Here is a 24307-nt window from a genome sequence, read left to right as displayed (position 1 = left end):
ATGCCTGATGACCATAGCAAGTTGGTCCCACCCCTTCCCATCCCGAACAGGACCGTGAAACAACTTTGCGCCGATGATAGTGCTGCAACCAGTGTGAAAGTAGGTTATCGTCAGGCTTGTTATATAAAAAAACCCCGCGTGTGCGGGGTTTTTTTTCGTCTGCAGCGTTCATCGGATCAGATGCCCCAGGTGATGCTTTCATTTTCCGCCTTGGCCGAGCGCAGCATTTCCATCAAGGGATAGGCGCGCTGCGAAAAATGCACTTTTTGCGCGCGCGCATGGGCGCCCGTTTCGCCATCTTCCAGGGTTTCCGGCGTATGCGCATCGTGTTCGATGTCGTTTTCCGGATGCAATTTGCTTTCCGCGACTTCTTTTTCCAGCAGGGCCAGGGCATCGCCCGCTTCAGCTGGCGTGATGACGCCGCGCGTGGGGTTCTTGTGCAGGATGTCGAGGATGCGTTGGGCATGTTCCTGGTACATCAGCACTTCTGGGGAGGATTTGGATTTGAATGAGATCAACATAAGCGCTTTCTGAAACTTGTTGTTAGTGTCGAAACAATATCACGACTTGAAATGTCGCACAGGCCGTCCGATTGCCCGGATTGCACATTTGCAAGCCGGATAGGGCCATCTGTTGGACACCGCACGCATTTACAAGAGCTTGTTTATCGTGAAAACACCCGTTTAAGCGATCGTTAAGTCTCAATCCAGTTTCACGGAGTCCATGAAGGTGTCGATGGTGTCACGCGACAGCTTGCTTTCTTCACCGAGAATGATGATCTGGAAGATGCGTTTGTCCTGCGCCACAAAACGGCCGACCAGCAGGACGGGCTTGCCCTGCTGCGTCCCCGTCGCTTCGATGCTCAGCGAACGGCGTTGATGGCTGCCGGCCGCCGTGCTGCTGGCAGCCGAGGCCGATTTTTCGCTGCGCAAGGTACCGTTGATATTTTTCAACAGTGCCGTCTGCATGGCGGGCAGGGCCGTTTGTGCCTGTTCCACACTGTCGAGCACGGCGCTGCCAATGGCGAAGGTATTGCCATCGACCTCGCTGGCCGTCATGGTCAGGCTGACTTTCTTGCCATCGAGATCGATCTCGCGCGTCAGCACGGCCGGCTTGCCTGGAAACAGGGCCGTGAACTGGGCATCGGGGCTGCGATAGTCGCGCCAGTCGAATTTCGGACTACAGGCGGACAGGACGCTGGCAGCCGCGAGCGTCGCCAGGACGAGGGAAAGTGATGTTTTTTTCATCAGCAGATGGTAGCAGCGCCGCCCATCACGCGCAATCGCGCACGCGTGGGGCTCATTGGCCGCCTTATATTTCACGCAGTACGCGCCGGTACTGGATCGCTTCGGCAACATGCGGCTGCGCGATGGCCGGGCTGCCCGCCAGGTCCGCGATGCTGCGCGCCACGCGCAGTACCCGGTGATAGGTGCGCGCGGACCAGTGCAGGCGCGTCATGGCGCCATGCAGCAACTGTTCGCCATGCTTTTCAAGGCGACAATGCTGCTCGATTTCCGTGTTGCTCAGCTGCTGGTTTGATTTTCCCTGGCGCGCCAGCTGCAAGGCATAGGCTGCCGCTACACGCGTGGCGATCCGCTGCGTGCATTCTCCGGCACCGGCCTGCCGGCCTAGCGCGGCCGGCGGCATGGCGGCCACTTCAATCTGCAGGTCGATACGGTCGAGCAGCGGGCCGGACAGGCGATTGTGATAGCGCAGCACGGCGTCTGGCGTGCAGCGGCAGCGGCCGGAAGCGTGGCCCAGGTAGCCGCACGGGCAGGGATTCATGGCGGCGATCAGTTGAAAGCGGGCAGGAAACTCGGCCTGGCGGGCCGCGCGTGAAATGCTGATCACGCCCGACTCCATGGGCTGGCGCAGCACATCGAGTACCCGCCGCTGGAATTCGGCAATTTCATCGAGAAACAGCACACCGCAGTGGGCCAGCGAGATTTCTCCCGGGCGCGGCACGTTGCCGCCACCCACCAGTGCCACGCCGGATGCCGTCTGGTGCGGGGCGCGATAGGGCCGCCGTTTCCAGTGTTCCACCTTGAAGTGGCCCCCTAGCGAATGTACGGCAGCCGATTCCAGCGCTTCTTCATCGCTCATGGGCGGCAGCACGCCGGGAAAGCGGCTGGCCAGCATGGTCTTGCCTGCGCCTGGCGGCCCCACCATCAAGACGTTGTGACCGCCCGCTGCCGCCACTTCCAGTGCCCGCCGCGCCTGCTGCTGCCCCTGCACGTCGGCAAAGTCGGGATACGGAAAAGCGTGCGCTGCCAGCACGGGCTGGTGGCGTTGCAGGGCGGTCTGGCTGGTATGCGCGGCAAAATGCGCGCAGACCTCGAGCAGGCTGTGGGCGGGATAGATGCAGGCATCGCCGACGAGAGCGGCCTCGTCCGCGTTCGCCTGCGGCAGGATGAAGGCGCGTGGCGCGCCCGACTGGCTGCGCTGCATGGCAAAGGTCATGGCCAGGGCGCCGCGGATGGGACGCAACTGGCCTGAGAGCGACAGTTCGCCCGCGAATTCATAGTGATGTAATTGATCGCCCGGCAATTGGCCGGAGGCGGCCAGGATGCCCAGTGCAATGGGCAAGTCGAAGCGGCCCGATTCCTTGGGCAAGTCTGCTGGTGCCAGATTGGCCGTGATGCGCCGGGCCGGCATTTCAAAGCCGCAGTTTTGCAACGCGGCACGAACACGGTCGCGCGATTCCTTCACTTCCGTATCCGGCAAGCCGACAATCGTAAACGAAGGCAAGCCGTTGGCAAGGTGGACTTCGACACTTACCTCGGGCGCCTCCATGCCGGCCAGGGCGCGGCTTTTCAGGACGGCCAGGCTCATCAGACTCCCCTGTAGCGCGGGCGCGGGCAGGATCAGTCTAGCGTTAGAAACGCCGTCAGGCTTGAGGTATGCCAGCAAGTCCGTCAATAACGGACCCTGCCGGCCGCACTTTACGCCTTGGTGTCGTTCAGGCGCGTTTCCAGTTCGATCAGGCGCAATTCCAGTGCGTCCAGTTTGGCGCGGGTCTTGGCCAGTACTTGCGCCTGGATATCGAATTCCTCGCGCGTGACGAGATCGAGGCGGGCGAAGCCCTGGGTCATCATCGACTTCACGTTTTTCTCGATATCCTTGGCCGGCGAGTTTTCGATGGCTTGATGGATCTTGCCTTGCAAATCGTTAAAGAAGGTATTCATGTCCATGGTCAGTCCTTTTATGGTGCGGCCTGTGCATCGCACCATTGCGGTGCACAGCGGCGTTAATCTGGTGCGAATCTGGGCAAATTCACAATGCTTTAGCAGCCCGTACCCGCATGCCCAGAGGCTTGCAGGGTATGTATGGCCGGAAACGCACCTGTCAAGGTGGCAATGGAGCTGGCACGTATTCTGCTAAAGAAGGTATGAACGCTTTGTGATCTCCAGCCAAGATTTTAAACCTCAACCGCTTTAAAAGTTCAATAAAAGGGAATCGCCATGAAGAATCTGTCCAAGAACATGACTTTAGCTGCAGCGTTGACGCTGGCCATGACCGCCATGTGCGGTAGCGCCATGGCCCAGGATGCAGTGGTGGCGCCTGCTGCGGCCGAAGCCGTGCCTGATAACGTGGTGAGCTATAACGTGGCGCTGACCAGCGACTACCGTTACCGCGGCCTGTCGCAAAGCCGCTTGAAACCGGCCATCAGCGGCGGCGCCGACTATACCCATAACCCGACGGGCCTGTATGTGGGCACCTGGTTGTCGAGTATCAAATGGATCAAGGATGGCGGCGGCGACACCAATCTGGAATGGGATATCTACGGCGGCAAGCGGGGCGAGATCAGCAAGGATTTTACCTATGACGTGGGCGGCCTGTACTATTTCTATCCCTCGAATGGACTGAGCACCAATGCCAACACCTTCGAGCTGTACGGCCAACTCGGCTATGGCCCGATATATGTCAAATACTCGCATTCGACGACGAATCTGTTCGGTGTCGCCGACAGCAAGAACAGCGGCTACCTCGACGTGGGTGCCAACGTCGAGGTGCATGATGGCTACATGCTGAACCTGCATGTCGGACGTCAGAAGGTCGAGCACAACGATTCTCTCAGCTACAGCGATTACAAGATCGGCGTGACCAAGGACTTCGGCGTGGCGACCGTTTCCCTGGCAGCCGTCAAGGCCAATAACGTATCGCTGGCTCCGAACGGCAAGAATCTGGCGAAATCCGGTCTCGTGCTGACCGTGTCCAAAACCTTTTAAGCGAGACTGCCATGAAAATGATTACCGCAATCATTAAACCGTTCAAACTGGACGAAGTACGCGAAGCTTTGTCGGCTATCAATGTGCAAGGCATTACCGTCACGGAAGTCAAGGGCTTCGGCCGCCAGAAAGGCCACACGGAACTCTACCGTGGCGCCGAGTATGTCGTTGATTTCTTGCCAAAGACCAAGATCGAAGCGGCCGTCGATGACGCCATTGTCGACCAGGCCATCGAAGCGATCGAAGGTGCCGCGCGTACCGGTAAAATCGGTGATGGCAAGATTTTCGTCTACAACCTGGAACAGGTCATCCGCATCCGTACCGGTGAAACCGGCAACGAAGCGCTCTAAGGGGAATATTGATGCATAAAAATATAACAAAATTGCTAGCTGGGATAGCCTGCCTGTGTGCGTTTGGCATTGCCACGCCAAGCTTTGCCGATGCGCCCGCCAAGACGGAGGCGGCCACAACCACGGCCGTCGCCGCTCCCGCCGTCACGCCGGTTCCTGACGCAGCGCCTGCCGCCGCCGCTCCGGCCCCGGCTGCTGCCGCGCCAGCCGCCGCGCCTGTCGCCAACAAGGGCGACACCAGTTTCATGATGATCAGCACCTTGCTGGTGATCTTGATGACGATCCCCGGCCTGGCCCTGTTCTACGGCGGGCTGGTGCGCTCGAAAAACATGCTGTCGGTGCTGATGCAAGTGTTCATGGTGTTCGCGCTGGTCATCGTGCTGTGGTGTATCTACGGCTACTCGATCGCCTTCACGGAAAAAACCGCCTTCTTCGGTGGCTTCGACCGCCTGTTCCTGAATGGTATCTGGGATCCGGCCAAGGGTACGTTTGCCGCCGCCGCCACTTTCAGCAAGGGCGTCGTCATTCCCGAGTTCGTCTTCGTTGCTTTCCAGGGCACGTTTGCCGCCATCACCTGCGCACTGATCGTTGGCGCCTTTGCCGAGCGCGCCAAGTTTTCCGCCGTGCTGGCCTTCGTCGTGCTGTGGTTCACGTTCGCCTACCTGCCTGCAGCCCACATGGTGTGGTTCTGGACCGGTCCTGACCTGATCACCAGCGCCGCCACCTCGGCCAGCGAAGCCCTGAAGGCGGGCTGGATCTGGCAAAAAGGCGCGCTGGACTTCGCCGGCGGCACCGTGGTGCACATCAATGCCGCTGTCGCCGGCCTGGTGGGCGCCATCATGATCGGCAAACGCGTCGGATACGGCCGCGAATCGATGGCACCGCACTCGCTGACGATGACCATGATCGGCGCGTCGCTGCTGTGGGTGGGCTGGTTCGGTTTCAATGCCGGCTCCTCGATGGAAGCGGGCGACGTGGCTGCCCTGGCCTTCGTCAACACCTTGCTGGCAACGGCCGCCGCCACCCTGTCGTGGGTGTTTGGCGAGTGGATCAGCAAAGGCAAGCCTTCCATGCTCGGTGGCGCGTCCGGCGCCGTGGCCGGCCTGGTGGCGATCACCCCGGCGGCCGGCTTTGTTGGCCCGATGGGCGGCCTGGTCATCGGCTTGCTGGCCGGTGTCGTCTGCCTGTGGGGCGTGAATGGCCTGAAACGCCTGATCGGCGCCGACGATTCGCTCGACGTGTTCGGCGTGCATGGCGTGGGCGGTATCCTCGGTGCCTTGCTGACGGGTGTGTTTGCTGCGCCACAACTGGGCGGCCAGGGCGTATTCGACTATGTCACCAACAAGATGTCGGCGGATCCGTACTCGATCGGCCACCAGGTGTGGGTGCAGGCGCAAGCGGTTGGCACCACCATCCTCTGGTCGGCCATCGTCTCCGTTATCGCCTATAAACTGGTCGACATCGTCATCGGCCTGCGCGTACCGGAAGAAGAAGAGCGCGAAGGTCTCGATATCACCAGCCACGGCGAGCAAGCGTATCATGGCTAAATAGTCATTATCTGGCATGCCAGCGTCCCGGCGCGGCATGTCCAGCTGGAAAAGGCACCTCATTGAGGTGCCTTTTTTTCGTTGTGGGAATGTAAAAGGTCTTTAAAACAAGGCTTTTGCCCCGATTTGGGGTACTTACACGGTAATATAGTCGGCAGTTCTGTGTGCTTTTTTGAATACTGCACATAATTTAAGGATGTAACTATGGTTCCCCATCTCGTCACGGCCCTGACCGGACCGCTGCTCGACCTCGAAAAAAAGATTCTGGCCGCGACGCCGGCCATTGAGCGCTGGTTTCGCATGGAGTGGCAAGAACACACGCCACCCTTCTATTGCTCGGTAGACTTGCGTAACGCCGGCTACAAGCTGGCGCCCGTCGATACCAATCTGTTCCCAGGCGGTTTCCATAACCTGGCCACGGAAATGCTGCCCTTGTCCGTGCAGGCGGCCATGGCCGCCATCGACAAGTATTGCCCGGACGCCCGCAATCTGCTGATCGTGCCGGAATTGCACAACACTACGCCGCAGTATCTGCAGAACGTGGCGCGCCTGATGCAGATATTCCGCCAGACGGGGCTGCACGTGCGTTTCGGCTCCTGGTCGCCCGACATCACCCAGCCGACACCCTTGGCGTTGCCAGATGGCAACATGCTCGTCATCGAGCCGCTTGTGCGTCTGAACAATGGCCGCCGCCTGGGCTTGAAAGATTTCGACCCGTGCACGATTCTGCTGAATAACGACTTGTCAGACGGCATCCCCGATATCTTGCAAAATATTCATGAGCAAAGCCTGTTGCCGCCCTTGCACGCGGGCTGGGCCCTGCGCCGCAAGAGCAACCACTACACGGCTTACGATGAAGTGGTGAAAAAATTCGGCAAGATGATCGATGTCGATCCGTGGATGCTCAACCCCTTCCACGCCAAGTGCAGCGACGTCAACTTCCAGGAAGGCGAGGGCGAAGATGCGCTGGCCGCCAGCGTCGACGTGCTGCTGGCCAAGATCCGCAAGAAATACAAGGAATACGGCATCAAGGAAAAGCCTTTCGTCATCGTCAAGCCCGATGCGGGCACGTATGGCACGGGCATCATGACGGTGCGCGACGCCAGCGAAGTGCGCGACCTGTCGCGCAAGCAGCGTGACAAGATGTCCATCGTCAAGGATGGCAAAGTGGTCACCGACGTGATCATCCAGGAAGGCGTGCCGACCTTTGAAAGCATCAAGGATGCCGTGGCCGAACCGGTCGTCTACATGATCGACCGCTACGTGGTGGGCGGTTTCTACCGCGTACATGCTGAGCGTGGCGTGGACCAGAACCTGAACGCGCCCGGTTCGCAGTACGTGCCGCTGGCATTTGCCCAGCAGCATGCCGTGCCGGACTTGAAGGCCAAGCCGGGCACGGCCGCGCCGAACCGCTTCTATGTGTATGGCGTGGTGGCGCGCCTGGCCTTGCTGGCCGCGTCGCTGGAAATGGAGCGCACGGACCCGAATCCCGAGGTGTATTGATCCATCGCGGAGGCTTGCCGGGCGCGCCGACTACCGCGCCTGGCGATCTCGGCTAGAATCAAGCATTCCTTATCCAGGCTCCCCGATTGGACGCACCATGAAAATTGCATTCCTTGCCGACCCGCTGGCAGGCTTCAAGACTTACAAAGATTCCACTTTCGCCATGATGCGCGAGGCGGCCAGACGCGGCCACGCCGTGTACGCCTTCGAACAAAAGGACATGGCGCTGGAAGAGGGCATCGTCACGGCACGGGTACAGCACATCGAGCTGACGGGCGACGAACACGACTGGTACAAGGTGGTCTCCACCGAGGAAGTGCGCCTGTCGGCCCTGGACGCCATCATCGAGCGCAAGGATCCGCCGTTCGACATGGAATACGTGTACGGCACGTATCTGCTGGAGCTGGCGGAAAAGCAGGGCGCCTGCGTCTTCAACAAGCCGTCCGCCATCCGCGACAACAATGAAAAACTGGCCATCGCCCAGTTTTCCGAATTCACCTCGCCGACCCTGGTGACGTCGAACGAAGCGCGCCTGCGCGCCTTCCACGCCAAGCACCAGGACGTCATCTTCAAGCCGCTCGACGGCATGGGCGGCACGGGCATCTTCCGCGTCAAGGCCGATGGCCTGAACCTGGGCGCCATCATCGAGACCCTGAGCGAGAACGGCGCGCAAACCATCATGGCGCAGCGGTTTATCCCCGATATCGACAAGGGCGACAAGCGCATCCTCGTCATCGGCGGCAAGCCGGTGCCATTTTCGCTGGCGCGCATCCCGCAGGCGGGCGAAGTGCGGGGCAACCTGGCCGCCGGCGGCACGGGCGTAGCGCAGCCATTGACGGCGCGCGACCTGGAAATCGCTGAAAAGCTGGGTCCGATCCTGGCCGCGCGCGGCCTGATGCTGGTAGGATTGGACGTGATCGGCGACTATCTGACGGAAGTCAATGTCACCAGCCCGACCTGCTTCCAGGAAATCATGCAGCAGACGGGTTTTGACGTGGCTGCCATGTTTGTCGACGCCGTCGAGCATGGCGTTGCGCAAACACAGCAGCGCTAGAAAGTGGAATGGCTATGGTAGGGATTTTGCTCATGACACATGCACCGCTGGGACAGGCATTCATCGCCGCTTGCGCGCATGTGTTTCGCGGGCCAACGGAACGTTTTGAAGCCATCGACGTCGTCGCCGACCAGGACCTGGCGGAAGTGCAGAAGCTGGCGTCGGACGCCATCTGCCGCCTCGATGACGGCTCCGGCGTGCTGGTGATTACCGACGTGAAGGGCGGCACGCCGTCGAACTGCTGCAACAAGCTGGCCGATGCGGGTCGGGTGGAAGTCATCGCCGGCATCAGCCTGCCGATGCTGCTGCGCGCCATCACGTATCGCCGCGACACGCTCGACGTGGTGGTGGAGATGGCGCTGGCCGGTGCGCAAAGCGGCGCCGTGCGCGTCGATAACCGCATCCGCGTGGGCGAATAAGGAAGTACATGGCCGCCGCCCTGAAGGCGGCGGGTTTTATAGGCCAAGATTGTCATCAGCGTAGTGCATTCAGGGATAGAGACCATACAAAAATGATTCAAAAAGAACTCGAAATCATCAACAAGCTGGGATTGCACGCACGCGCTTCCGCCAAATTTACCCAGCTCGCCGCCAAGTTCAAGAGCGACGTCTGGCTGACCCGCAACGCGCGCCGCATCAACGCCAAGTCCATCATGGGCGTGATGATGCTGGCCGCCGGCAAGGGCGCGAAAGTGACCCTGGAAGCCGAGGGTGATGATGAGCTGGCATGTGTCGATGCGCTCACCGCCCTGATTAATGACAGGTTTGGCGAAGGCGAGTAATGCCCGCCGAACGCAGCCGCAGCCGCATTCCGACAGGTCACCCCATGGCATCTTTCACGCTCCACGGCATCCCGGTCTCCCGCGGCATCGCCATTGGCCGCGCGCATCTGCTGGCGCCGGCCGCCCTTGACGTCAAACATTACCTGGTCGCCCAGGAACAGATCGAAGCGGAAGTCCAGCGCCTGCAAAGCGCCATCGCCACCGTCCACAAGGAACTGCAAACCCTGTGGAACGAGCTGCCCAAGGATGCGCCCACGGAACTGGGTGCCTTCATCGACGTGCACGCGCTGATCCTGTCCGATCCGATGATTTCCGAAGCGCCGCTCGACATCATCCGCAAGCGCCACTACAACGCCGAATGGGCGCTGCTCACGCAGATCGATGAATTGTCGGCCCAGTTCGACGAAATCGAAGACCCGTACCTGCGCGAACGCAAGGCCGACATCCAGCAGGTGGCCGAACGCGTGCTGAAAGTCTTGCTGGGCACCGAGCAGCTGTTGCCCAAGGCGGCCGCCGAAGATGAATTGATGGCGCAGATGATCGTCGTCGCGCACGATATCTCGCCGGCCGACATGCTGCAGTTCCGCGACCGTTCCTTCATCGGCTTCATCACCGACGTGGGCGGGCAGAACTCGCACACGGCCATCGTCGCGCGCAGCCTGGATATCCCGGCCGCCGTCGGCATGTCGCAGGCGTCGATGCTGATCGAGCAGGACGACTGGCTAATCATCGACGGCGATGCCGGCGTCGTCATCGCCAACCCCAGCGCCCTGGTGCTGGAACAGTACCGCGAGCGCCAGACGGCCATGCAGCGCGCGCGCAAAAAGCTGGGCAAGCTGAAAAAGACGCCGGCCGTGACCAAATGCGGCACGCCCATCACCCTGCTGGCGAATATCGAGTTGCCCGAGGATTGCCCGTTTGCGCTGGAATCGGGCGCCAGCGGCGTGGGCCTGTTCCGCTCCGAATTCCTGTTCATGGGCCGCGCCCACAAGATACCCACCGAGGACGAGCAGTTCGAAGCTTACCGCAACACGGTGCAGTCGATGAAGGGACGCGTGGTGACGATCCGCACCTTGGACATCGGCGCCGACAAGCCGCTCGACCAGGCCGACCATACGGCATTGAATCCCGCCCTGGGCTTGCGCGCCATCCGTTACTGCCTGGCCGAGCCGCAACTGTTCCTGACGCAGCTGCGGGCCATTCTGCGCGCCTCCGCCTTCGGCAAGGTGCGCATCCTGATTCCCATGCTGGCGCATGCGTTCGAGATCGACCAGTCGCTGGCCATGATCGCGCAGGCGAAGGCCAGCCTGCGCGAGGAGGGCGTCAAGTTCGACGACGAGGTCGAAGTGGGTGCCATGATCGAGATCCCGGCCGCGGCGCTGGCCCTGCCCATGTTTGTCAAACGCATGGATTTCCTGTCGATCGGCACGAATGACTTGATCCAGTACACGCTGGCCATCGACCGCGTCGATTATGAGGTGGCGCATTTGTACAATCCGCTGCACCCGGCCGTGCTGCAACTGATCTCCATGACGATCGCCGCCGGCCACAAGGCGGGCATCGACGTGGCCGTCTGCGGCGAAATGGCGGGCGACGTGAAGCTCACGCGCTTGCTGCTGGGCATGGGACTGCGCGAGTTTTCCATGCATCCGGCGCAACTATTGGCGGTCAAGCAAGAGATCCTCAACAGCGACCTGGGCCTGATTGCGCCACAAATGCGCAAAATTATGCGTTCCATGGAACCAAATGTGATCGCGGAAGCCGTACAACAGTTGCAGCTCATGTAAACTGTCACCCTATCGGCATCAGGACACATCGCGCGCGGCAAGATGTGTCCTGATGCTAAAGTTGCAGCACCTATCATCGCGGTGCTGCATCGACTATGGCCCGTGGGGCCAACCTCCTTTTATAAACCGACACACATGTCATCCATTGGAATCGTTTCGCCGCAAACCATGTATTTTGCGCAACCCTTGCAGCTGCAAAGCGGAGCATCGCTGCAAGACTATATGTTGATGTATGAAACCTACGGCACCCTGAACGCCGACAAATCGAACGCGGTGCTGGTCTGCCACGCCCTGAACGCCTCGCACCACGTGGCCGGCGTCTACGCGGACGAACCGAAAAGCACGGGCTGGTGGGACAATATGGTTGGTCCCGGCAAGCCGCTCGATACCAACAAATTCTTCGTCATCGGCGTCAACAACCTGGGTTCCTGCTTCGGTTCGACGGGCCCCATGCACACCAATCCCGCCACCGGCAAGCCGTATGGCGCCTCCTTCCCCGTCGTCACCGTGGAAGACTGGGTCAGCGCGCAGGCGCGCCTGGCCGATGAACTGGGCGTCAGGCAGTTTGCCGCCGTGATGGGGGGATCCCTGGGCGGCATGCAGGCGCTGGCGTGGAGCATCATGTTCCCCGAGCGCCTGCGCCACTGCGTGGTAATCGCCTCGACGGCCAAGCTGTCGGCGCAGAATATCGCCTTCAATGACGTGGCGCGCCAGGCCATCCTGTCCGATCCCGATTACCATGGCGGCGATTTCTATGCCCATGGCGTGGTGCCGAAGAACGGCTTGCGCGTGGCGCGCATGGTGGGCCACATCACGTATCTGTCGAACGATGACATGGCCGAGAAATTCGGCCGCAAGCTGCGCGACGCGGCGCAGACGGGCGACTACAAGTTCGGCTTCGGCATCGACTTCGAGATCGAATCGTATCTGCGCTACCAGGGCGACAAGTTTTCCGAATACTTCGACGCCAACACGTATCTCTTGATCACCAAGGCGCTCGATTATTTCGATCCGGCGCGTGCGCATGGCGGCGACCTGGCCAAGGCCCTGTCGGGCACGAAGGCCAAGTTCTTCCTCGCCTCGTTTTCCACCGACTGGCGCTTTTCGCCCGAGCGCAGCAGGGAGATTGTCGAAGCGCTCGTATGCAACCGCCGCCAGGTCACGTATGCGGAAATCGATGCGCCGCACGGCCACGACGCCTTCCTGCTGGAGGATGCGCGCTACATGAACATGGTGCGCGCCTATTATGGCCAGGTATGGAACGACATCGGGGCGGGCTTGCCCGCTCCTGCACAGCACACCGCCGTCCGCCAGGGCGCGAAGGAGACCGCATGACTTTTGACGAATTGAGCGCGCTGCGCCCCGACCTGGCCTTCATCGCCCACTGGGTGCCGAACAACGCGCATGTGCTGGACGTGGGCTGCGGCGAAGGCGTGATGCTGCAGTATCTGCAAAGCGACAAGGAATGCAGCGGCTACGGCATCGAGATCGCCGATGACAAGGTACTGGCCAGTACCGTGCGCGGCGTCAACGTGATCCAGCAAGACATGGAGAAGGGCCTGGCCATCTTTGGCGACAACAGCTTCGATACGGTGCTGTGCCTGTCGTCCTTGCAGATGATGAAGCAGGTCGAGCCGCTGCTGCGCGACATCGTGCGCGTGGGCGCCGAGGCCATCGTCTCGTTCCCCAACTTCGCCTACTGGCCGCACCGCGTGGCGCTGCTCAAGGGCCGCATGCCCGTGTCGAAATCGCTGCCTTACCAGTGGTATGACACGCCCAACGTACGCTGCGCAACCATCAATGACTTCCGTGAACTGGCCGAGGAATGCGGCCTGGAAGTGATCGAATGCGTGGCCCTGGCCGAAGGCAAGATGGTCTCCGTGCTGCCGAACCTGCGCGGCGACCTGGCCGTCTTCCGCCTGCGTAAAAAAGCGGTGCATTGATGACCACAAGCCCGGCACCAGGCTGGCGTTCCTATGCCAATGGCCGCATGCTGGCCGTGCTGGTGCTGGGCTTCAGTTCCGGCTTGCCCCTGTTCATCCTGCTGTACCTGCTGCAGGCATGGCTGGCCAAGTCGGGCTTGAATGTCAAGGCGCTGGGGCTGTTCGCCCTGGTGCAGTTCCCGTACATCTGGAAATTCCTGTGGGCGCCCCTGATGGACCGCTACCGCATCCTGGGACTGGGACGCCGGCGCGGCTGGATGGCCCTGACGCAGGTGGCGCTGTTCTTTTCCATCGGCGGCATGGGCATGCTCGATCCGCTCACGCAGATCGGCCTGATCGCGGCCGCCGCCGGCGGCGTGGCCTTCCTGTCGGCCAGCCAGGATATCGTTATCGACGCCTACCGGCGCGAAATCCTCAGCGATAACGAGCAGGGCCTGGGCGCCGCCGTCATCGTCAACGCGTATAAAGTGGCGGGCATGGTGCCGGGTGCGCTGTCGCTGATCCTGGCCGACCGCATGCCGTGGCAGCCCGTTTTCTGGATCACGGCCGCCTTCATGCTGCCAGGCCTCGTGTGCACCTTGCTGATCAGGGAGCCGACCGTGTACGGCTCGCCGCCGAAGACCATGCGCGAAGCGATCATCTTGCCGTTCCAGGAATTCATCGCGCGCGATGGTTGGCGTAACGCAATGTGGATCCTCGCCTTCGTATTACTCTACAAAATCGGCGACAGCATGGCCACGGCGCTGGCGACGAAGTTTTATCTGGACCTGGGTTTTTCCATGACGCAGATCGGCCTGGCTGCCAATACCACGGGTTTCTGGGCCAGCCTGGCCGGCGGCGTGGTGGGCGGCATCTGGATGCTCAAGCTGGGCATCAACCGGGGCCTGTGGGTGTTTGGCGCGCTGCAGGCCATCGCCATCCTCGGATTCGCCTGGCTGGCGCAGGTGGGGCCGAACACCATGCTATTGAGCGCCGTGATCGGCTTCGAAGCTTTCGCCAGCCTGGGCCTGGGTGCAGCCGCCTTTGTCGCGTTCCTGTCGCGCACGACGGACCCGCGCTACACGGCCACGCAATATGCGCTGTTTTCCAGCCTGAGCGCCGTGCCGCGCACCCTGATCAATGCCTCGGTGGGCTTCCTCGTCGCCGAGCTGGGCTGGTTCTCGTTTTTCATCGTTTGCTTCTTCCTGGCCTTCCCGGCCATGATGATGCTGCCTAAAATCGCTCCATGGAGGTCTGCCAATGGCACCAATATCCCTTAAACGTTACACCGTCCTGGCCAGCCTGTGCGCGGCCACCGCGCTGGCGCCCCTGTCCGTCTCCGCCCAGCAGGCGACAGTGCAGGATGGCATCAAGGTTCGTCCTTTGTCGACCTCGCGCATCTTTGCCGGCGGCGCCGATTTCAATGCACAGTCGAAGCAGCAATATACGCAGCTGGTCAACGAAGCGAAGGAAAAAAATGCGCTGGTGCCGGACAGCGATCCGCAGGTGAAACGCCTGCGCGCCATCGCCCAGCGCATCATCCCGTTCGCCACGCGCTGGAACGAGGCGGCGGCCAGCTGGAACTGGCAGATCAACCTGCTCAACTCGGACGAGGTCAACGCCTTTTGCATGCCGGGCGGGCAGATCGCCTTTTACAGCGGCATCATCACCAAGCTGAACCTGACCGACGATGAAGTGGCCGTCGTCATGGGCCATGAAATCTCGCACGCCTTGCGCGAACACTCGCAGGCGCAGGCCGGCAAGGGCAACCTGGCCGCCGTCGGCGCCAAGCTGGCCGGCGCCGGCCTGTCGGCCTGGCTCGGCGTCGACCCGAATCTGACCAGTACCGCCACGAATATGGCGGCCAAGGGTGTGATGCTGAAATTCTCGCGCGACGATGAACGCGAAGCGGACCTGATCGGCATGGACCTGGCCGCGCGCGCCGGCTTCGATCCGCGCGCCGGCGTGGTGCTGTGGCAGAAGATGGCGGCCGTGAGCGCGGGCGCGCCGCCGGAATTCCTCTCGACCCACCCGTCGGGCAAGGACCGCATCTCGCAGATGAACAGCCACATGACGCAAGTGCTGCCCCTGTACGCGCGCAGCAAGGGCGTCAGCGTGGACGCCTTGCCGCCATACCGCAGCAACGCCATCGCGCAGCGCTAGGATGTCGAACCGCCACACCGCCGCACCCTTGCCCATGCGCGACGGTGTGGCGCCCAGCTACCTGTGGCTGCCGGAAGGGCAGTGGCCCGACATGCTGGCGTTTCTGCTCGAGCGCTATCCGCAGATCAGCGCCGCGCAATGGCGGGACCGCATGGCGCGCGGCGAAGTGGTCAACGGTGACGGCGCCGTGCTGGCGCCCGACAGCGCATACCGGCGCGGCATGCGCATTTTTTACTACCGCGAGCTGGAGCGCGAAACGCCGATCCCCTTCCAGGAAGAGATCCTGTTCCAGGACGAGCATTTGATCGTGGTCGACAAGCCGCACTTCCTGCCCATGACGCCGGCCGGGCGTTTCGTGCAGGAGACCCTGCTGACGCGCCTGAAGAAAAAGCTGGACTGCGCCGAGCTGACGCCGATCCATCGACTCGACCGCGAGACGGCTGGCGTGGTGATTTTTTCGCGCCAGATCGCCAGCCGCGGCGCGTATCAATCGCTGTTCCAGCGCCGCGAAGTGCGCAAGACGTACGAGGCGCTGGCGCCGCGCCTCGATGGCCGCGATTTTCCATTTGCCTACCGCAGCCGCATGGTCGAAGGCGCGCAGTTTTTCCTCATGCGCGAGGAAGCAGGCGAGCCGAATTCGGAAACCATCATCGATGTGATCGAGGAGCGCGGCGACGTCAACCTGTACCGGCTGCAGCCGCACACTGGCCGCAAGCATCAATTGCGCGTGCACCTGGCCTCGCTGGGCATCCCCATCGTCAACGATGCGTTTTACCCGGTGGCTCTGCCGTGCAAGGAAGACGATATGTCGCAGCCCTTGCAGCTGCTGGCGCGGGCCATCGAATTTGCCGACCCGTTGACGGGCGAGATGCGCCATTTCGAAAGCCGGCGCGTGCTCGCGTAACCCACACCACCAAGGACACAGCCAACAATGTTGTCGGATTACGGTCCTGCGGACCTAATCCGACCTACGGCAGATCAGGCGTAAGCCGACACCACCCGCGACGTGTCAAAGATCAGCTCTTGAGCGTGTAATCGATGATCAGCGGCGCATGGTCGGAAAAACGCTCGTCCTTGTAGACGCTGACCGTATGCGCCTGGGCCGCGATGCCGGGCGTGGCGACGTGGTAGTCGATGCGCCAGCCCACGTTCTTCGCGTAGGCTTGTCCCCGGTTGCTCCACCAGGTGTACTGGTCTTCGCGCTTGTCCAGGCCGCGGTGTACGTCGACAAAGCCCACTTCGTCGAAGACGCGCGTCAGCCATGCGCGTTCCTCGGGCAGGAAGCCGGAATTCTTCTTGTTGCCCTTCCAGTTTTTCAGGTCGATTTCATGGTGGGCGATGTTCCAGTCGCCGCAGATGACCACTTCGCGGCCCAGCGCCTTCAATGCCAGCAGGTGCGGCAGGAACAGTTCCATGAAGCGGAACTTGGCTTCCTGGCGTTCCGGGCCGGACGAGCCGGACGGGCAGTACACGGAAATGACGGACAGGTTGCCAAAATCACAGCGCACATAGCGGCCTTCGGCATCGAATTCGGGGCTGCCGAAGCCGATATGCACGGCGTCCGGTTCGACCTTGCTGTACACGCCTGTGCCGGAATAGCCCTTTTTCTCGGCGTAGTGGAAATGGCCATGGTAGCCGTGCGGGTTGAGGAATTCCGGCGTCATGTCGGGCAGTTGCGCCTTCAATTCCTGCACGCAGATGAAATCGGCCGTCTGCGTGCCCATCCAGTTGAAAAAGCCTTTTTTGGCGGCGGAACGGATGCCGTTCAGGTTGGCGGAGATAATTTTTGGCATAGGTCGAGAGTGAAAGGGCGCTGGACGGGGCCGGCGGGCGCGGCATGGCGATTGTCTCGCCGGTGCGCGCGGATTAAAATACAGGCACTTTTAAAAAATGAGGCTAATGTGAATAATTTACGCCAGCAGTTTATCGCGTTTTCAGTATCCAAGGGAGTCTTGCGGTTTGGCGAGTTCACCACCAAGGCCGGACGCCAGTCGCCGTACTTCTTCAATGCGGGCCTGTTCCACGACGGCGCCACCCTGGCCGAGCTGGCGCAGTTCTACGCGCAGACCCTGCTGGACTCGGGCGTGGAATTCGACATGCTGTTCGGCCCCGCCTACAAGGGCATCACCCTGGCGTCGGCCACCGCCGTGGCGCTGGCTGGCAAGGGCCGCAACACTTCGTTCGCCTTCAACCGCAAGGAAGCCAAGGACCATGGCGAAGGCGGCACCATCGTCGGCGCCAAGCTGCATGGCAAGGTTGTCATCATTGACGATGTGATCTCGGCCGGTACCTCGGTGCGCGAATCGGTGGACATGATCCGCGCCGCCGGCGCCGAGCCATGCGCCGTGCTGATCGCCCTGGACCGCATGGAGCGTTCCGGCCCGGACGGCCAGCTGTCGCCAAGTTCGGCGGTGCAGGAAGTGTCGAAACAGTACGGCATTCCCGTCATCTCGATCGGCAATCTGGACGACTTGTTCGGCTACCTGAATGGCGCGGGCGCCGATCCGGAACTGCTGAAACATAAAGAGGCTGTTTCCGCCTACCGCGCCAAGTATGGCATTTAAATAGTCTTGTCCAGCAGCGCCCGCAGCCGCGGGTCGCTGCAGGCGGTGGCAGCTTGCGGATGGCATTGCAATAGCCGCCGCAGCAGCGCGCCGCCGATGCCGCGCCGCCGGAATGGCGGCTTCACGAACAGCATGTTCACCGTCACCCCATCCCCGCACTTGCTGATGTCGAGCATGGCCACCTGCTGGCCGTCGATCCACGCGCACAGCGCGCTGTCCCCTTGCCAGTCTATCTGCATCACGCCAGCCATGGCTTGAGCGCCGCATGCAAGCCCAGGGCGAACAGCCCGGCAAAAAAACACCGTTTGAATACCTGCTGCGCGATGCGTCCGCGCAGCCATTGACCGGCCAGCATGCCGGCCAGCGCCGGCAGCAGCGCATACGCGGAGGCGCCCGCCGCGCCCAGGCTGAAGTCGCCGTGCAGGGCCAGGCTGGCCGCCAGCGCCACGGTCGATGCCGTAAACGCCAGGCCCAGCGCCTGCACCAGTGCATCGCGCGCCAGCCCCAGTCCCTGCAGATATGGCACGGCGGGGATGACGAACACGCCCGTGGCGGCCGTCACCAGCCCTGTCGCCGCGCCCGCGACGGGCCCCAGCCACGCTTCGTGTCGGGCCGGTACGCGCAACTGCAGCGAGAACAGGCCGGCCAGCGCGTACAGCATCAGCGCCACGCCCAGCGCGACGACGGCCCAGGTCCCGCTGTCGGTCGGCAGCAGGGCGCCGCCCGCCAGGGTGCCCGCCATGACGGCCGCCAGCATGGGCCACAAACGGCGCAGCAGGGCGCGCAGGCCGGGACCCACCGCCAGTTGCCAGACGTTCGTCACCATCGATGGCACGATCAGCAGGGCAGCCGCCTGCACGGGTGGCATGACAAGGCTGAGCGTGCCCATGGCCACCGTCGGCAAGCCCAGTCCGACTACGCCCTTGACGAAGCCAGCGACGAGGAAGCTGGCGCCGACAGCCAGCAGAAATGACGTCTCCATCTTTTTTATCCAGAGTGATTTTGCGTGGATTCTGCGCTTGCCCGGGGATTTCGCCAAGGTGGATTATTTTGAGTCAGCCTAAGTAAAATGCGAAGGCTGATAAGATGGCGAAAAGGAGAGCCGCCATGCGCTTTGATCTGGTCGATTTGCAGCTGTTTGTCAACGTGGTGGAGGCCGGCAGCCTGACGGCGGGCGCCGCGCGCAGCCATCTCGCATTGGCCTCCAGCAGTGCGCGCGTGCGCGGCATGGAAGAGATGCTGGGCATGCCCCTGCTGCTGCGCGGGCGGCGTGGTGTGGAGCCGACGCCCGTGGGCCAGACCTTGCTGCATCATGCGCGCCTGGTGCTGCTGCAAATGGAGAAAATGCGCGGCGAGCTTGGCGAATTTGCGCGCGGCTTGAAAGGGCAGTTGCGGCTGCTGTGCAATACGGCCGCGCTCAGCGAGTTCTTGCCCGAGGCGCTCGGCGCTTTTCTCGACCGCCATCCGAACCTGACCATCGACCTGGAAGAGCGCCTCAGTTACGATATCGTCAAGGCTGTCTCGGAAGGGCTGGCCGACATGGGCATCGTGTCCGACTCGGTCGACATGCGCGGCTTGCAGACGTTCTTGTTCCGCCCCGACCGGCTGGTGGTCATCGCCGCGGCCGACGGCGTGCACCACCGCGCGCTCGGCCAGGATGGCGTCGTCGACTTCGCCAGCGTGCTGGATCACGATTTCATCGGCCTGGCCGACGACAGCGCGATGCAGCAGTACCTGGGCATGCATGCCGCGCGCCTGGGGCGTCCGTTGAAGGTGCGCGTGCGCCTGCGCAGTTTCGATGCCGTCTGCCGCATGGTGGCCAGCGGCGTGGGCATCAGCGTGGTGCCGCTGGCTGCTGCCAGCCGCTGCCAGCAGACGATGGCGCTGCGCTGCCTTGAATTATCCGATCCCTGGTCGGTACGCAATCTGACAATCTGCGTGCGCCAGTTCAGTGAATTACCCCTGTATGCGCGCCAGTTGATCGATCATCTGAAGGCGTGACAGGGCATGACAGGAGCAGCGATGCGTTTTTCAGAAGACAAGATGGCCAGCCTGCTGTGCAGCGACCAGGTCGAGCGGCCGATCCACATCTGGCAGCCGGAGCAGCCACGTGCAGTGATCCTGGCGATCCACGGCGGCATGGCGCATGCGGGCGATTACGTCACGCCGGCGCTGTATTTCCGCCAGCACGGCTTCGCCACCGTCAGCTTCGACATGGTGGGCCACGATGGCAAGCGCAAGGTCGATATCCCTTCGTTCGATGCCTTCCTCGACGACGCGGAGCTGTTCCTCGCCTGGGTCAAGCAGGCGTATCCGGGCTTGCCGGTATTCGTCATGGGCCATTCCATGGGCGGCCTGATCGCCACGCACCTGGGGCTGCGGCGCTTCGCGGGCGACCCGGCGATCAAAGGCTTCATCATCTCATCGCCGTATTACGTGAATGCGATTCCCGTGCCGAAGGTGCTGCAGATGCTGTCGGGCTGGCTGGCGCAGCGCTTCCCCATGATGAAGGTGCCGCTAGGAAATTTGACCATGCTGCTGACGCACGATCAAACCATCACCGCGCGCCATTTCCAGGACGAGCGCGACGGCATACGCGCCAGTGCGGCGTCGGTGCGCTTCGCCCATGCGTTGACGTCGGCGCAAAAGGAACTGGCGGGCGGCTTGTCGGACTGGCGCTTCCCCCTGTTCGCCGTGGTGGCGGGCGACGACAAGCTGGCCGACAGCCGTGCCACGGAGAGCATGCTGCGCAGCGTGCCCGATGGCCTGCTCGACTATCACTACTATCCGGCCAACTACCACGAGAATTTCAATGAAGTGAACCGCGACGTGATCTTTGCCGCCATCCTGGCCTGGATGGAGAAACTGCTGGCACCCGTAGCGCCGTGAGGCGCCGGTATCGTTATAATCGGTTCGACTGAATTCACCGCCGGCGCATGCCGGCCCGGTCCCCGCGGTACAGGGGAATACTCAAGGAACGAACGATGCGCTTGCTGATTGCCCTGTTACTCCCGTGGCTGACCTTTTTCACGATCGGCCGTCCGATCGCCGGCATCATTTGCCTGATCCTGCAAATCACCTTGATCGGCTGGCTGCCAGCGACGATCTGGGCCGTATATGCGCTGAGCCAGTACAAGACGGACCAGAAGATCGCCGAGGCCATGCGCCGGCGCTAACCTAAGACTGGCCTAAGCTGCGCTTCCTATCTTGATTCAACCGACATGAGGAGAGTGAGATGGCACCAGACAGACGCGGTACCTTGAACCTGGCGGCGGTAATGCTGGCCGCCGGGCTGTTGCTGGGAAGTGCGGCTCAGGCCCAAACCGACAGCGCACTGCCGCCCGTGCAGAAAAGCGGGGCGGTGGAATACCTGAGCGGCGGCATCGGCCTCGATGAATCGACGGCCATCCAGAGCGCCAGCCGGCATTGGCCCCTGAGTCTCGTGTTTTCCGTGCAGGCGGCGGGCAAGGCGGAATTTGCCTCCGACGTGAAGCTGGAGATACGCGACGCCAAGGGTGGCGTGGCGCTGGAAACGACGGCCAGCGGACCGTTCCTGCTGGCAAAGCTGCCGCCAGGCAGCTACAGCCTGCGCGCCACGCTGGCAGGCAAGGCACTGGAACGCACTGTGCAGGTCAAGGCGGGATCGTCCGCGCGCGTGGAACTGGTCTGGCCGGCGGGAACGAACCAGGGCCGGCCTTGATGCCGGGCGACGGCAAGGCACCTGAACGGGACTCGTCGGCGCGCGGTTTGTCTGCCCATATCCTGCCCACGTCGGCGACGATGGTCGGCGTGTGCATGACGGTGCTGTCGATCGGGCACCTGGCACCGCGCGGCGAGGTGCGCGTGGCCATCGACAAGCTGCTGGCCATCGATGCCATCGTCTTTCTCGTCAGCGCCGTGCTCTCGTTCATGTCGCTGCGCCCCGGCCAGTCGCGCTTGCGCCACGAATGGTGGGGCGAACTGCTGTTCCTTTGCGGCCTGGCCCTGCTGGCGCTGGGCGCCGTGGTGCTGGCCTTCGTTATCAACTGACGTCGATCAACTGACTGCGAGCACGCGCCCTTCGGCCGCGCTTTGCAGCGCCAGTTCGATCAGGCGTATCGTCGCTGCCGCATCTTCGGCTGCCACGGGCGCCGGTGCGCCGTGGCGGATGGCGTCGGCCATGCCCTGGTAAAAGTCCTGGTAGCGGCCCGCCTGCATCTCGAGGTGTTCGACATGTCCGTCCGGCTGCGTGCCCAGGTGCAGCGCGCCGCGCACGGGGTCCACGCCCCAGCCGGGCTGGCCCGGCCTGCCGCCCGCCTTCAGGGCGTCTTCCTGCGGGTCGAGGCCAAATTTCACGAAACTGCCCTTGTCGCCATGCACGGCGAAGCGCGCCGTCGGCGCCTTTACCAGGCAGCCCGCCTGCAGCACCACGCGCAGCCGGTCGTAGTACAGGACGATGTGCATGTAGTCGACGGCTTGCGCGCCATCGCGCTGCAGGACGATATCAGCGTACAGCTTTTCCGGCTGGCCAAACAGCTGCATGGCCTGGTCCAGCATGTGCGGGCCCAGGTCGTACAGCAAACCGCCTCCCGGCGCGCCGGACTCGCGCCAGCGCTGGCGGATCTCGGGACGGAAGCGGTCGAAATGCGATTCGACGCTGGCGATACGCCCCAGGGTGCCCTGTGCCAGCAGCGCTTTCAGGGTCAGGAAGTCGCCATCCCAGCGGCGGTTGTGATACACGCTGAGCACGAGCTTGCGCTCTTTTGCCAGCGCGATCAGGCTCTGTGCTTCGGTGCTGGAAATGGTGAATGGCTTGTCGACCACCACGTGCTTGCCCGCTTGCAGGGCCGCTTGCGCCAGGCTGAAATGCGTTTCGTTGGGCGCGGCGATGACGACCAGTTCGATGGACGGATCGGCAAACAGTTGCGCGGGCTCCGCATACACGGTCGCGTGCGGCCAATCCTTGTGTACGAGCTCCGGCTTGCTGGAAGCGACGGCCGTCAGTTCCAGGGCTTCGATGGTGGAGAGCACAGGCGCGTGGAAGGTGGAGCCGGCAAAGCCGTAGCCCACCAGGCCGGTTTTGATCTTGTTCATGGCGTGTTCACAGGTGCGTGGAAGAATCCATGATCATACCCGCAAGCGGGCGGCGGCAGCGCTGCTGCGATGTTGCAACGCCGCCGCCGCTGCTTTTAGTTCAGGCTCCAGACGTATTGCACCTTGACGCTGGCGCTGACCGGCTTGCCGCCAGCGAGGGCCGGCTTGAACGTGCACTTGGCGATGCCGCTGCGCGCCGCCTCGTCGAGGGCCGGATGGCCGCTGCTTTTGACCACGCTCGATCCCGTTACCTTGCCGGTTGCATTCACGTCGAAGGACATGTTGACCGTGCCCTCTTCCTTCGCCTGCAGCGATGCGGCTGGCCAGACCGGCTTGCTGCAGACGCCAAAGTCGATGACGGGGCGGCGTTCCAGCACGGGCGCGCTGTCGGCGGCGACGGCCTGGCCGTAGATGCCGAGGCAGGCGCCGGCCAGGGCCAGCAGCGGTATGGCCGCTTTCCAGTTCAGGGTTTGTGGTGCGGGGCGCAGCAATCGTTTGATACGTGACATAAGATCTCCTCCGTTGGCCGCCTGGGCCAGGTGGTGGGTTGAGAACTGGAGACGTTCCAGTTCCGAGAGTGCAAGAGCCAGACGCCGCGGTTCGCCCAGTTGTCTTGCTGCGAAATCATCTGCAATGTGTTCGCGTTCGAGGCGCGCGCCGCGTGAAATCCACCAGACGGCCGGGTGGAAGAACAGCAGCGCCTCGATGGCGTTTTGCAGCAGGTTGATCAGATAGTCGTGGCGCCGGATGTGCGCCAGTTCGTGCGCCAGCAGCGCGTCGAGCAGGTGCGGCGGCATGCCGGTGACCAGCGAAGCGGGCACCAGCACCATGGGGCGCCAGATGCCGGCCGCCAGCGGGCTGGCGATGCCGTCGAGCACGCGCAGCCGCACGGGCCGCGTCACGCCGGCATCCTGGGCCATGCGTGACAGCCTTGTCTGCAGTTGTCCATGCATGGCGCCGGTGTTCCTGGCGCTGCGCTCTATCCACAGCATACCCAGCGCCATGCGCACGGCCAGCACGGCGGCGCACAGGGCCCACACGCCGACGATGGCGCGCAGCAGCAAGTCCAGGTCGGGCAGGCTGTCGGGCGCCAGCAGGGCGGCCGGCAGCAAGGCGCTGGAGTACGGGGCGCCCGTGGCATCGCCGCCGGCCAGGCGCAGATACAAGCCCGCCGCCGGCCATGCCAGGCAGGCCAGCAGGGCGCCGCAACCGACGGCGTAGCGCGCCTCCGGACGCGCATTGCGCAGGGCCGCCCACGCCAGCGCCGTGGCGCAGCCGATCAGCAAGCCTTGCCACAGGAAGTGCAGCAGGGTCCAGCCTAGCGCCGGCACGAA

28 protein-coding genes and 1 rRNA gene are annotated in these 24307 nt (G+C 62.6%); 20 read left to right on the top strand and 9 right to left on the bottom strand.

Features of this window, described 5'->3' with window-relative positions; all coding sequences use genetic code 11:
- The first annotated feature begins 3 nt into the window (after window positions 1-3).
- A 5S ribosomal RNA gene (gene rrf, locus O3297_RS28385) occupies window positions 4-116 on the top strand.
- Between the two features lie 60 nt (window positions 117-176).
- On the opposite strand, the gene O3297_RS28380 is transcribed toward rrf, so the two are convergent.
- The 4 genes from O3297_RS28380 to O3297_RS28365 form a co-directional block, all read right to left on the bottom strand.
- A complete protein-coding gene (locus tag O3297_RS28380; RefSeq protein WP_034749443.1) occupies window positions 177-521 on the bottom strand; it encodes a DUF1840 domain-containing protein in 345 nt (114 codons plus the stop codon).
- A gap of 180 nt (window positions 522-701) precedes the next feature.
- On the bottom strand, window positions 702-1247 hold the full coding sequence (locus tag O3297_RS28375) for a hypothetical protein (protein ID WP_305051232.1): 546 nt from the start codon (window positions 1245-1247) through the stop codon (window positions 702-704).
- 64 nt (window positions 1248-1311) lie between these two features.
- Window positions 1312-2832 carry a YifB family Mg chelatase-like AAA ATPase gene (locus O3297_RS28370; protein WP_305051230.1) on the bottom strand — a complete coding sequence of 507 codons (1521 nt, stop codon included), beginning with the start codon at window positions 2830-2832 and terminating at the stop codon, window positions 1312-1314.
- 110 nt (window positions 2833-2942) lie between these two features.
- Entirely contained in the window at window positions 2943-3191 is a 249-nt protein-coding gene (locus tag O3297_RS28365; RefSeq protein WP_034749434.1) for an accessory factor UbiK family protein, read from the bottom strand.
- 270 nt (window positions 3192-3461) lie between these two features.
- On the opposite strand from O3297_RS28365, the gene O3297_RS28360 reads away from it, so the two are divergent.
- From O3297_RS28360 to O3297_RS28300, 13 genes are all read left to right on the top strand, one after another.
- Complete coding sequence (locus O3297_RS28360; protein ID WP_305051229.1) at window positions 3462-4229, top strand: TorF family putative porin; 768 nt, start codon at window positions 3462-3464, stop codon at window positions 4227-4229.
- Between the two features lie 11 nt (window positions 4230-4240).
- Window positions 4241-4579, top strand: a complete 339-nt coding sequence (locus O3297_RS28355) for a P-II family nitrogen regulator (RefSeq protein ID WP_010393464.1) — start codon at window positions 4241-4243, stop codon at window positions 4577-4579.
- An 11-nt stretch (window positions 4580-4590) separates the two neighbouring features.
- Window positions 4591-6126: an ammonium transporter gene (locus O3297_RS28350; protein WP_034784678.1), complete on the top strand. Its 1536-nt coding sequence runs from the start codon at window positions 4591-4593 to the stop codon at window positions 6124-6126.
- Between the two features lie 204 nt (window positions 6127-6330).
- Window positions 6331-7629: a glutamate--cysteine ligase gene (gene gshA, locus O3297_RS28345; RefSeq protein ID WP_070254361.1), complete on the top strand. Its 1299-nt coding sequence runs from the start codon at window positions 6331-6333 to the stop codon at window positions 7627-7629.
- Window positions 7630-7726: 97 nt separating this feature from the next.
- Window positions 7727-8683: a glutathione synthase gene (gene gshB, locus O3297_RS28340; RefSeq protein WP_070278335.1), complete on the top strand. Its 957-nt coding sequence runs from the start codon at window positions 7727-7729 to the stop codon at window positions 8681-8683.
- A gap of 14 nt (window positions 8684-8697) precedes the next feature.
- The gene (locus O3297_RS28335; protein WP_035824452.1) at window positions 8698-9102 is read left to right on the top strand and encodes a PTS sugar transporter subunit IIA; all 405 of its coding nucleotides are present in this window, start codon (window positions 8698-8700) and stop codon (window positions 9100-9102) included.
- A gap of 92 nt (window positions 9103-9194) precedes the next feature.
- Entirely contained in the window at window positions 9195-9464 is a 270-nt protein-coding gene (locus O3297_RS28330; protein ID WP_070254359.1) for an HPr family phosphocarrier protein, read from the top strand.
- Between the two features lie 44 nt (window positions 9465-9508).
- The gene (ptsP, locus tag O3297_RS28325) at window positions 9509-11251 is read left to right on the top strand and encodes a phosphoenolpyruvate--protein phosphotransferase (RefSeq protein ID WP_034785303.1); all 1743 of its coding nucleotides are present in this window, start codon (window positions 9509-9511) and stop codon (window positions 11249-11251) included.
- Window positions 11252-11386: 135 nt separating this feature from the next.
- On the top strand, window positions 11387-12586 hold the full coding sequence (locus O3297_RS28320) for a homoserine O-acetyltransferase (RefSeq protein WP_071653281.1): 1200 nt from the start codon (window positions 11387-11389) through the stop codon (window positions 12584-12586).
- Window positions 12583-13194, top strand: a complete 612-nt coding sequence (metW, locus tag O3297_RS28315; RefSeq protein WP_034784683.1) for a methionine biosynthesis protein MetW — start codon at window positions 12583-12585, stop codon at window positions 13192-13194. The genes O3297_RS28320 and metW overlap by 4 nt, the downstream gene beginning before the upstream one ends.
- A complete protein-coding gene (locus O3297_RS28310; protein ID WP_070278331.1) occupies window positions 13194-14453 on the top strand; it encodes an AmpG family muropeptide MFS transporter in 1260 nt (419 codons plus the stop codon). Before metW ends, O3297_RS28310 begins: the two co-directional genes overlap by 1 nt.
- Window positions 14434-15336, top strand: coding sequence for a M48 family metallopeptidase (locus O3297_RS28305; RefSeq protein WP_070278329.1), 903 nt, complete (start codon window positions 14434-14436; stop codon window positions 15334-15336). Before O3297_RS28310 ends, O3297_RS28305 begins: the two co-directional genes overlap by 20 nt.
- A gap of 1 nt (window position 15337) precedes the next feature.
- Window positions 15338-16240, top strand: a complete 903-nt coding sequence (locus O3297_RS28300; RefSeq protein WP_070254355.1) for a pseudouridine synthase — start codon at window positions 15338-15340, stop codon at window positions 16238-16240.
- 112 nt (window positions 16241-16352) lie between these two features.
- Here O3297_RS28300 and O3297_RS28295 read toward each other — a convergent pair whose 3' ends face one another.
- Window positions 16353-17129, bottom strand: coding sequence for an exodeoxyribonuclease III (locus O3297_RS28295; RefSeq protein WP_034784687.1), 777 nt, complete (start codon window positions 17127-17129; stop codon window positions 16353-16355).
- A 108-nt stretch (window positions 17130-17237) separates the two neighbouring features.
- Between O3297_RS28295 and pyrE the strand changes: the two genes are divergently transcribed.
- On the top strand, window positions 17238-17900 hold the full coding sequence (pyrE, locus tag O3297_RS28290; RefSeq protein ID WP_071079536.1) for an orotate phosphoribosyltransferase: 663 nt from the start codon (window positions 17238-17240) through the stop codon (window positions 17898-17900).
- Here the strand turns inward: pyrE and O3297_RS28285 are convergent.
- Together O3297_RS28285 and O3297_RS28280 are read right to left on the bottom strand one after the other, a co-directional pair.
- The gene (locus O3297_RS28285; RefSeq protein ID WP_305051220.1) at window positions 17897-18151 is read right to left on the bottom strand and encodes a GNAT family N-acetyltransferase; all 255 of its coding nucleotides are present in this window, start codon (window positions 18149-18151) and stop codon (window positions 17897-17899) included. The genes pyrE and O3297_RS28285 overlap by 4 nt on opposite strands.
- Window positions 18139-18882, bottom strand: a complete 744-nt coding sequence (locus tag O3297_RS28280) for a sulfite exporter TauE/SafE family protein (RefSeq protein ID WP_176374667.1) — start codon at window positions 18880-18882, stop codon at window positions 18139-18141. Before O3297_RS28280 ends, O3297_RS28285 begins: the two co-directional genes overlap by 13 nt.
- 125 nt (window positions 18883-19007) lie before the next feature.
- Here O3297_RS28280 and O3297_RS28275 point away from each other — a divergent pair, with 125 nt between their 5' ends.
- The 5 genes from O3297_RS28275 to O3297_RS28255 all read left to right on the top strand — a co-directional run bounded on the left by O3297_RS28275 (window position 19008) and on the right by O3297_RS28255 (window position 21929).
- Entirely contained in the window at window positions 19008-19901 is an 894-nt protein-coding gene (locus O3297_RS28275; RefSeq protein ID WP_034749390.1) for a LysR substrate-binding domain-containing protein, read from the top strand.
- A gap of 21 nt (window positions 19902-19922) precedes the next feature.
- A complete protein-coding gene (locus O3297_RS28270) occupies window positions 19923-20789 on the top strand; it encodes an alpha/beta fold hydrolase (protein WP_305051217.1) in 867 nt (288 codons plus the stop codon).
- A gap of 95 nt (window positions 20790-20884) precedes the next feature.
- A complete protein-coding gene (locus tag O3297_RS28265) occupies window positions 20885-21076 on the top strand; it encodes a YqaE/Pmp3 family membrane protein (protein WP_034749384.1) in 192 nt (63 codons plus the stop codon).
- A gap of 59 nt (window positions 21077-21135) precedes the next feature.
- Window positions 21136-21600 (top strand): carboxypeptidase-like regulatory domain-containing protein, encoded by a 465-nt coding sequence (locus tag O3297_RS28260; RefSeq protein WP_305051216.1) that lies wholly within the window; start codon window positions 21136-21138, stop codon window positions 21598-21600.
- Between the two features lie 47 nt (window positions 21601-21647).
- On the top strand, window positions 21648-21929 hold the full coding sequence (locus tag O3297_RS28255; protein WP_305051215.1) for a hypothetical protein: 282 nt from the start codon (window positions 21648-21650) through the stop codon (window positions 21927-21929).
- 6 nt (window positions 21930-21935) lie between these two features.
- Here the strand turns inward: O3297_RS28255 and O3297_RS28250 are convergent, their stop codons facing one another.
- Both O3297_RS28250 and O3297_RS28245 read right to left on the bottom strand, forming a co-directional pair.
- Window positions 21936-22973 (bottom strand): oxidoreductase, encoded by a 1038-nt coding sequence (locus O3297_RS28250; protein WP_305051214.1) that lies wholly within the window; start codon window positions 22971-22973, stop codon window positions 21936-21938.
- A gap of 95 nt (window positions 22974-23068) precedes the next feature.
- Complete coding sequence (locus O3297_RS28245; RefSeq protein WP_305051213.1) at window positions 23069-24304, bottom strand: M56 family metallopeptidase; 1236 nt, start codon at window positions 24302-24304, stop codon at window positions 23069-23071.
- Window positions 24305-24307 lie beyond the last annotated feature (3 nt).

It is taken from the genome of Janthinobacterium sp. SUN128, from assembly GCF_030587275.1.
Lineage (GTDB): Bacteria > Pseudomonadota > Gammaproteobacteria > Burkholderiales > Burkholderiaceae_D > Janthinobacterium > Janthinobacterium lividum.
This window is presented reverse-complemented; position numbering and strand designations above follow the sequence as displayed.